At 37.5% G+C, this 9,470-nt stretch carries 9 protein-coding genes; 2 read left to right on the forward strand and 7 right to left on the reverse strand.

Translation table 11 applies throughout. The annotated features are described in order from the left end of the window. Positions 1-46: 46 nt before the first annotated feature. The 7 genes from ACOVQ4_RS00755 to ACOVQ4_RS00785 all read right to left on the reverse strand — a co-directional run bounded on the left by ACOVQ4_RS00755 (position 47) and on the right by ACOVQ4_RS00785 (position 6,439). A complete protein-coding gene (locus ACOVQ4_RS00755) occupies positions 47-538 on the reverse strand; it encodes a DinB family protein (protein WP_421818769.1) in 492 nt (163 codons plus the stop codon). Between the two features lie 164 nt (positions 539-702). Further along, positions 703-1,248, reverse strand: a complete 546-nt coding sequence (locus ACOVQ4_RS00760; protein ID WP_421818770.1) for a YceI family protein — start codon at positions 1,246-1,248, stop codon at positions 703-705. 236 nt (positions 1,249-1,484) lie between these two features. Then, positions 1,485-2,600 (reverse strand): glycoside hydrolase family 130 protein, encoded by a 1,116-nt coding sequence (locus ACOVQ4_RS00765; protein WP_421818771.1) that lies wholly within the window; start codon positions 2,598-2,600, stop codon positions 1,485-1,487. A 267-nt stretch (positions 2,601-2,867) separates the two neighbouring features. Further along, positions 2,868-3,794, reverse strand: a complete 927-nt coding sequence (locus ACOVQ4_RS00770; RefSeq protein ID WP_421818772.1) for a DUF4835 family protein — start codon at positions 3,792-3,794, stop codon at positions 2,868-2,870. 20 nt (positions 3,795-3,814) lie between these two features. Further along, entirely contained in the window at positions 3,815-5,017 is a 1,203-nt protein-coding gene (gene coaBC, locus ACOVQ4_RS00775; RefSeq protein WP_421818773.1) for a bifunctional phosphopantothenoylcysteine decarboxylase/phosphopantothenate--cysteine ligase CoaBC, read from the reverse strand. A gap of 133 nt (positions 5,018-5,150) precedes the next feature. Then, the gene (locus tag ACOVQ4_RS00780; protein WP_095161579.1) at positions 5,151-5,474 is read right to left on the reverse strand and encodes a DNA-directed RNA polymerase subunit omega; all 324 of its coding nucleotides are present in this window, start codon (positions 5,472-5,474) and stop codon (positions 5,151-5,153) included. Between the two features lie 74 nt (positions 5,475-5,548). Continuing rightward, positions 5,549-6,439 carry an outer membrane protein assembly factor BamD gene (locus tag ACOVQ4_RS00785; protein ID WP_421818774.1) on the reverse strand — a complete coding sequence of 297 codons (891 nt, stop codon included), beginning with the start codon at positions 6,437-6,439 and terminating at the stop codon, positions 5,549-5,551. A 446-nt stretch (positions 6,440-6,885) separates the two neighbouring features. Here ACOVQ4_RS00785 and ACOVQ4_RS00790 point away from each other — a divergent pair, with 446 nt between their 5' ends. Together ACOVQ4_RS00790 and ACOVQ4_RS00795 are read left to right on the forward strand one after the other, a co-directional pair. After that, a complete protein-coding gene (locus tag ACOVQ4_RS00790; protein WP_421818775.1) occupies positions 6,886-7,689 on the forward strand; it encodes a M48 family metalloprotease in 804 nt (267 codons plus the stop codon). A gap of 221 nt (positions 7,690-7,910) precedes the next feature. Further along, the gene (locus ACOVQ4_RS00795) at positions 7,911-9,164 is read left to right on the forward strand and encodes a tetratricopeptide repeat protein (RefSeq protein ID WP_421818776.1); all 1,254 of its coding nucleotides are present in this window, start codon (positions 7,911-7,913) and stop codon (positions 9,162-9,164) included. Positions 9,165-9,470 lie beyond the last annotated feature (306 nt).

Raw genomic sequence — 9,470 nt, forward strand, 5'->3', positions numbered from 1 at the left:
GTAGCTTTAGGCGATGGGCAATTCAATAGCCCTAAGCCTCTGAAACTTATTTTTCTTTGAAACGAATAGTAGAATAGGCAACACCAAAATTTTCAGGAATTTCGATCATTGGAAAAGCCTCATTTAAACCAATTTTGATAATCGCCAAATGATGAATGGTATGCTCGATAAGATATACCAACTCACGATTAAAACTGGTAGGCATCTCCAAAAGTTCCTCCCCATCATAACTAGTAGCCAAAGACAATACTTTATCTTCCTCCCAGAAAGTAAGTTTGCCAATAATAGCTCCTAGCACCTGCAAGGTAAAGTATCTATCCGTCTCAATTTGAGCTTTTCTTTCACGGTTATCATAGTTGACCGTTCCTGAAATATAACCTTTGAGCAAGCACTGATAAAACTCTACTATATGACGCACATGCTGCCCAATAGAGTTATTATGAAGTTGTTTAAGAGGTTTTTTATATTGTTCATCACTCATCTGACCAAGCAAGTCGGTAAGCTGCGTAAGAACTTCTACGTTTGTTTGTGGTAACATTTTTAATAGTTCACTGACCCTCTAGGTCGTCTAATTAATCAATTTATCTTTAGAAAGGGATAAGGTAATAAGGCAACAGGCACAAAGTGTTTAACCAAATTAGTAAAAACTCTTTTCTGAAATACACTTTGTGCCTTTGTGCCCGTTGCCTTTGACCCTCAAAATTACTTTTTCACATTCAATACAATCGAAACTTCTACATTGTCGCTCATACCAATCGTTCCGCCGCCTACTTGCCAATCTCTACGATTAATGGTAGTTGAGCCTTTAAAGATAGCGTTTTCTCCTTCATTGATAAAAGAGAAAGGAAGTCGAATGTTTTTTGTAATACCTTTCATAGTCAGAGCAAAAGTACCCACAAAACTTTCGCCATTAGCTTCTATTTTGAGCGACTTCATGGCAATAGTTGGATATTTAGCAACTTCAAAAAAACCTTCCTTTTCTTTCAAATGTCTATTTCTCAAACTATTACCAGTGTCAATGGTATTTGTTTCGACAGAACCATAGATAGAGGATTGAGCGAGATGTTCGGGGTCAAAGTGGATGCTTCCTTGAAAACCTGACAGTTTACCAATGACTTCAGCACCAAGCATTTTGATTTTGAAGCTAACATTAGAACTAACGGGATGCCATACTTGCGAATAGCTTGTACAGATACTCATCCAAAAAACAGAAAAATAAACGAACAAACGAATCTTAGAAGAAATCATAGTCGTGATTGGGCTTAAATTACAATACAAGTTAATGAAGAATCACGAGACTTGTATGCGAATAAGGTAACAAGGAGTTTTCGGATTGTGGATTTGAGATATTTGATTGGGGATTTTTTCTCATTTTCAAATACAAATTATACCGAACTAAGTGGTTTAGTGATTAAACAGTAGATTACTATTAACCCATAACTTCTTTTTACTCCTTAGTTTAAAGAAAGGTATCTTACTTTATTTCAGAAATCCGAGATTCCTTTGCTAGTAGCAACTGCAATTTTTGAATCGGCGGTGCCATAATACAAAAACCACTGATTTTTAAAAAATACCATTCCTTCTACAAAACATACATTATTTACCTGCCCTGTAATTTCATAAGGCTTATTCGGAGTCATGAAATATTTTTTAGCGCGGTCTTTCAATGCCGTAGGATTACTAGCATCAAATAAAGCCTGACCTGCGCTATAAGTCATATCTGGTAAAGATTTATCTCCTGTTTGTCCATTATTGGCGCTATTGTACAGTAACACAATGCCTTTTGCCGTAAATAAAGCAAAAGGTCCGGGCTCTACTAATTTGCTATCAAAATAGCCTTCTCGTGGTTTCAGCACTGATACTAATTGCCCTTTTGCATCTTCGACTGGCGTCCAATTAAGTAAGTCTGTAGACGTTGCCATAAACAAATCGGTATCGCCCCAATACATCCAATATTTTCCATTGATTTTCTTAGCAATCATTTTGTCGCCTACTTTATCCACCACAATTGCCCCCGACTTCGACCAAGTATTATGATGTTTGGGGGCTTTGAAAACGAGTCCGTGCTTAGTCCATTTGCGTAAATCTTTCGAAGTTGCCAACATTAGTCTGGCTGTTTTACCATCATACGAAGTGTAAGTCATGATATATTGCCCTTGAGCACTTTCGACAATACGAGGGTCTTCGCAACCGCCCTCCCATTCGAGGTTTTTTTGGGCATCATTTTCAGGATAAAAAATAGGTTTTGGTTCTTTTTTAAAATGTAAACCATCTGAAGAAATAGCTAATCCTAAACGAGAAGTTCCTGCAAATTTACCAATTTTATCTTCGGCACGATATACCAAATATACCTTACCATCACGCACCACAGCGGCAGGGTTAAATACGTCTTTTTCTTCCCACTTGACCTCTTTTTTGAGGATAGGACAAGTAAAAATTTGTTTGTTGGAAGGCATCAAAACTGGATTTACGGCATCAATTTTAGTAAAAATTGAAAACTGCCAATTGGGTACATCAGAGTGTGAAACAGGAGTAACAAAACTACTTAACCCTGCCCCAACCAATAGGGCGAGCAATACCAAACTTATATTATTTTTCATAGAAATGGGGGATTTGAGGAATTGAATCAGAAACGAAAATTACAACAAAGCCCCTATAAAACCATAAGCCTACCCCTACAGGGCAGGCTTATGCGATTTTTCAGATGGTTGCAGTACGTTTAAGTTAATACACAAAATAAATTTCAGTTTTTCAGCTTTCGGCTATGAGTACTTGGCAAAAACATATTTATCGTTACTCGAAAACAACTTAACACTCTTTGCCTTGTGCCTAAATCACAAAATAAAAATCTAATTTTACTAAGCTACTTATTTAGTCAGCTTACGATATTGGTCAGCATTAATGGGGTCTAAAGAAGACAATAATGCACTCACTTTTTTACGTTCTTCCGTGGGCGCTTCACTAAAGATATTAATTAGTTCAGGCGATTTTGATTCAAAAATCAAGCGACTCAGCAATTGCCCAGGCTTATTGGCATTTACTTGCTTGATGGTATTGAGATATGCCGTAATTTGTTTACGAGCATCAACAGGGTTTGTACCAAAGTTGTCTAAAGCCAAGCGATGATAGGTATAATATCCCTCACGAATAGGCAGTAATTGTTGATTTAGTAAATTTTCAGCTAAAAAATAGCGACTTCTCACATCAGTAGAAGGTGCCCACGAGCCACCTGCATTTTGCGCAAGGTTTACCACATTGAGTAATCTTTGAGCATATTTATCGCCTCCAAATTTGCTAAAAGTATCATAATCAAAAGTTAGGGCAACATACGAATAGAAAGCCAAAAGATGCGTCAGGTTATCGGTATAGTTGTTGTCGTTGTAATACAAAGGTGTCCCTGATAAATACTTAAAATTAAAACTTCTATCTACGTAATTTAAGATAACCGTTTCATAGGATGTACCATAAACAGGACGTATTACTTGAAAACGAGCATTGGCTTCATAATCACCACTGGCTGTAGCGCGGGTAATAATGATATTGAGGGAACATTTTATTTTTTCTTCTGGTAAAAAATTATCGTTGGTCCAGCGGCGGTTATTCATAAATTCTTGAATTACCGATTGAATTTCGTTGTAAATCTGTGTAGCACCCCGTTGCTCATTAACCTGAATCTGGTCGGTATTGATAGACACGGTACAGCTCAGTTCTTGGGCATACGTAGTCTGGCTCAATAATGCCAACATTCCCATCAATGCTATTTTTAGTAATGATTTCATAAATACGTTATTCATGGTTTACGGTAAAATAATTTCTACAAACTCAATTGCTGAATGGCATTCACGATATCGGAGGCAACATCCGTTTTGCTTTTGAGACTAAATTCATGCAGGGTGCCATCTTTGGTAATAATTGTCACTTGGTTGGTATCATGACCAAATCCTGCTCCTTTATTTTGTAAAGAATTTAATACAATCATGTCCAAATTCTTAGATTTGAGCTTCCCGATGGCATTTTCCATCTCATTATCGGTTTCGAGGGCAAAACCTACCAAGATTTGATGTGCCTGCTTCTCAGAGCCAAGCGTTTTGGCAATATCTATGGTTTTGGCCAATTCAATATTAAACGTAGCTTCCTTCTTTTTTATTTTTTTATCTGCTACAGTCGCAGGCGTATAATCTGCTACTGCTGCAGCCAAGACAATAATATCTGCATCATAAAAATGCGTTTGTGTAGCCTCAAACATTTGTTGCGCCGAACGTACTTTTACCAAATGGATATTGGCATCAGGCAATGGCTGATTGGTAGGACCACTCACCAAAATCACCTCTGCTCCTGCTTTGGCAAACTGATTAGCAATAGCATAACCCATTTTGCCAGTTGAATGATTACTAATGTATCGAACAGGGTCAATATCTTCTTGTGTAGGACCTGCGGTAATTAGTACCTTTTTTTGTGCCAAACTTGGTTGATAGGCAAAAAATCTTTTCAAATGTTCAAGCAATTGTTCTGGTTCTGCCATACGGCCCTCTCCTACCAAACCAGAAGCCAGCTCCCCAAAACCTGCTTGAATGATGGTATTGCCATATTCTTGGAGTTTTTCGAGATTATGTAAAGTACTCGGATGCTGATACATATCTAAGTCCATGGCAGGTGCAAAATACACGGGACATTTAGCTGACAGATATACAGCTGTCAACAAATCATCACAGATACCATTGGCACATTTCGACAAAGTATGCGCTGTAGCAGGAGCAATCAGCATTACATCCGCCCACAAACCCAAATCCACGTGATTGTTCCATACACCCGTTGAGTCTTTGATAAATTCTGAAACAACGGGATTTTTCGAGAGTGTTGCCAATGTTAGAGGCGTAATAAATTCTTTAGCCGCCTGGGTCATCACTATTTTTACCTCTGCTCCTTCTTTTACTAAAAGTCTAGTCAAAAAAGCAATTTTATAGGCCGCAATACTACCCGAAACCCCCAAAAGGATTTTTTTATTATTGAGTATCATTTGAGATTCTTTAGAGAATTGTTGTTTTCGAAAGCAATTTACAACAAAATAAAAGGGTCAGATGCAATACATCTGACCCTTTTAAGAAAAACATTGTTATCGAAACAAGACATAAAAGTCATTGTTGTCAATCTTATTCTTCAGTTTGGCTAGTTTGACCAGGAAGACGGAAAGTAAATTTGTCTTCTGTAAACTCGTCGATAGCTAAAGATGTTGGCTTTGGCAATCTCTCATAAAACTTAGAAATTTCGATTTGCTCACGGTTTTCGAAAATTTCTTCTAAATTATCCACAGAAGAAGCGAAATCTGCCAATTTAGCGTTCAATTCTTCTTTAGTTTTGAGAGCAATTTGTCTAGCACGTTTTGAAATAATTGCTACTGCCTCATAAGTATTACCACCTGCTTTGATTGCAAGTTTATCTACATCTCTTGTGATGATTGATGGATTGGTTGCCATATTATTGATGCTATTTTAATTCTGACTGAATTGAACAATTTATTAACTCTTGTACCAGAAAAAGGGTTCAAAAATTATTTTTGGTTTTCGGCTGCGCCTACTTTCGTAGTATTTGATTTCTCTTTTTCGCGTGCCTTTTTATATTCTTCTTCCAATTTAGCTAAGCGGTCGGACGCTTTCATGCTAATATCATAAAATTTTTCTGCTTTTTTTAGATAACTACTGCTTGGGTATTTATCGATTAATTCTTGATAGAATTTTACTACATCTCTATAACGTTCTAGCTGTTTGGATTCGATGGTACTTACAGCCAAATCGTATTGCGAAACAACCTTCAAGTAGCATAACTCTTCGCTGAATTCAGAATCTGGATAATCTTTCTGAAAGTTGGCAATTTCAATGACCGACGATTTCAACGAAGCTATATTGAAAGGCGAAGTTTTGTGATACAATTTCGCTTTTTCGTAAGCTTTACGTTCTAATTTTTTACGCAAATCCTTAATCAAATCAGAGGCCTCCGTACGAAACTTACTATCAGGATTATTATTGATAAAACTTTGTAGCTCGTTAATCGCTGTTAAAGTACCACTCTGGTCGAGGTTGTAAGATGGAGAGTTTTTGAATAAGGAGTAAGCCGCCATATACACCGCTTCTTCTACATACTCACTACGAGCGAAAGTTTCGGCAAAACGCTTGAAACGAAAATTGGCCATTTCAAAGTTGCCTGTATGATAATCACAATAGGCTTGATAGAAAGTCACCAGCTCCTGCTGATCGGTACCAGTCAGGGAAGGGAGAATTTCTTCAAACAAAATTCCAGCTTTGTCGTACTCGCCTTTTTTGTAATATTCGATAGCCGCTGCGTATTTTTTCTTTTCATCAGTAAGTTTTCTGATTTTCTCGAATTTACCGCATGAGGCTAAGATGAAGGCAAAAAATATGAATAATAAAAAATGTTTTCGCATAAGAATGCAAATTTACAAAAAAGTTTTGAGTTTGAAAGTTAAGTTCTTAGGCAATTTACTTGTAATGAGTAGGTATTTACAGACTTTAAAGTGTTTTTGTGCTGAATATTACTCAAGCACAAATCAAGTTGTACGCTTATACCATTGCCTAAACTCAAATTTCTGTATTTCAACGGCGATTTCAAGCATAGCGTATAAAGATTTAACATTATTTAACAGCTTCCAGAATTTAGAAGACAAAAAATGTTACTTTGTTGAAAGGATTCGTCATTATTTTGAAAGCAGTTGAGAGTTTCTTAATTTTCCAGCAATTACGTTGCGTTAGTACTGTTAGCCAACAAAACCATCAAAGTTTAACGCGTAGCCATTGCAAAAAGAGTATCCCCAAACCCTATTTTATCACTTTAGCTTAATGGTTATTGCCTCTTAAAAAATTCTTCATAAACATGAATCTAGGTAACCTCCGCTCAAGATTATTGGTTGGTTTAGTACTAGCCGTAGTTTCAATTTTTTCGTATTTTTCCAAAATGCAGGTAAACCCTGTTACGGGCAAAAGACAAGCCGTAACCATGACGCCACAGCAAGAAATTTCGATGGGCTTGCAATCGGCACCACAAATGGCTGCCGAATTTGGTGGGTTATACCAAAATCAAAAACTTCAAGATTTGGTAAAAACAGTTGGAAGCAAGGTGGTAAATAACTCCGAAGCCTCAAAATCGCCTTATCAATTCAATTTCTATCTTTTGGCCGACCCCAATACCATCAATGCTTTTGCTTTGCCTGGTGGACAGATATTTATTACCTACGGTTTGTTGAAAAAACTCACCACAGAAGACCAATTGGCAGGGGTATTAGGGCATGAAGTTGGGCATGTGATTGGTCGACATTCGGCACAACAAATGGCCAAAGATGAACTGACCAATGGACTACTTTCGGCTGCAGTGACAGCTACCTCCGACCCTTACAGTCACAACAATTCGGCTGCTATTGCTCAATATGTTGGCAAAATGATTACGCTCAAATATGGTCGTAACGACGAACTTGAAGCGGATAAATTTGGCGTAAAATATATGCTCGAAGCTGGATATGACCCCATGCAAATGGTAGATGTAATGGAAGTATTGAAACAAGCCGCCGGGCCAAATCGCCCCTCAGAGTTTCAAAGTAGCCACCCCGACCCGGACCACAGAATTAAAGAAATCAAAAAAGCCTTGGAACAATATAAAAAGACAGGAAAACTAGAATGGTAAATGAGCTCTAAATGCACAAAGGTGCAAAGGGCTAAAGTGTTTTGAAAGTTATAACTTTTCGAGCGACAGCCTGCAGTCCATCAATTTGTTTTCTTCCTTCTGTACTAATTTTCTATCAACTTTAGTTTTATATACAGTAAAAAGTGGATTTGTGAGAAAGTTCAATACTTCCTTTTACACCGTCCTAACTTTACCATAAACCATCAGACACACTATTTGCAATGAATACTGCCGAGCATTATCTGGAACAAGGCGTTCGACTGCGTACTAACAATAAGCCACAAGAGGCAATAACCGAATTAACCAAGGCTCTAGACTTAGAACCAACTCACGAGTTTGTTCTGGCGGAATTGGTTCTTTGTTATTTAGCCCTTTCGGATTACACTTCTGCTAATTTTTTTACCGACGAAATTTGTCATTATCACCCCAAATCTGCACTTGGCGTTTACTTTAAGGCAACCATGGCTTTACAGAAAGACCAGCTTGCCGTAGCCGAAGATTATATTCGACAAGCCATTCAATTAAACCCTTTTGTTGCTGAATTTTGGGCTGTATTGTCTGCAATATATATCCAAAGAAAATCTTGGAGCGAGGCACTCAAATATGCCCATAAAGGTCTTGAATTAGAACCCGACAATAATGCTTGTCTCAACTACCAAACCATTTGTCTCAATCAACTAGGGCATACCGAGTTGTTGCAGGACAGCATGGAAGAAACTTTGTACAACAATCCAAACGATGCTTTTAGCCATGCCAATATCGGTTGGGCATTGTTACAAAATCAGGAAGTAGAACAAGCCAAAACACATTTTGCCGAAGCCCTACGCCTTGATCCGAACATGAAATTTGCTCGTCATGGGATGATAGAAAGTATCAAGTCTCAAAACTGGATTTATCGTCAGTTTCTAGCCTTTAGCTTTTTCTTATCGAAACATAACGGACTAGTACAGTTAGCGATTATCATTGGGTTGATGATGGGTGCAAACTTCCTTGGCGATTTGAGTGAGCAATATCCATGGATATTGCCTATTTATCTATTAGTAGTGGTAGTGTTTTATGTGAGCTGGATTATAGAACCGCTTGGGAATTTATTTTTAAGATTAAATAAATTCGGGAATTTGGCACTGTCTCCTACCGAAAAAAGAGCTTCCGAAATCGTAGGAATAGGCTTAGTAGGCGGAGTAGCCTCCACCATTTATTACTTTACCACTGGAGCAACCGCTGGCTGGATTTGCTTATTGTTTTGTTTTACGATTATCATCCCACTATCTCAATGTTTTTCTATGGGTTTTATCAAAAACAAAAAATGGCTTCCTCTGTCTATTACGGGCTTGTTGATATTAATGGGGGCATTTAATATCATACTAGTTATGAGCCTGCATAAGGTCAGCAATTTTATTACCTACTATGAATACCTCTTTGTGGCTTATCTCTGGCTCATTAATTTGGGGATTATCAAAGAAGAAGAAATTTAGTTTTGAAGGCTACTGGAAAAGGTAGCCTTTTTTCATGGCTCAAACCCATGTAGAGGCATACAAAATAATGTTTTCTCCTTTTTATTTTTACAATAGTATCCTATAAAAAATAGATTTAATCCAATAAATTGCTTTTATCTTTGGTATTGTGTAAAAAAGACACGTATTTGAGCAATTAGTGGGTCATAGAATTAGGTTTTAGGCAACAGGCACAGAGTGTTAAATTGTGCTTACCTATTGCTTACGGCTTTCAGGTAACGGCTTTCGGCAGTGGGTTTTGGAAACAAAGCATTTCTGTAGTTACTA

The sequence above is a fragment of the Flectobacillus sp. genome, assembly GCF_049240685.1.
Lineage (GTDB): Bacteria > Bacteroidota > Bacteroidia > Cytophagales > Spirosomataceae > Flectobacillus.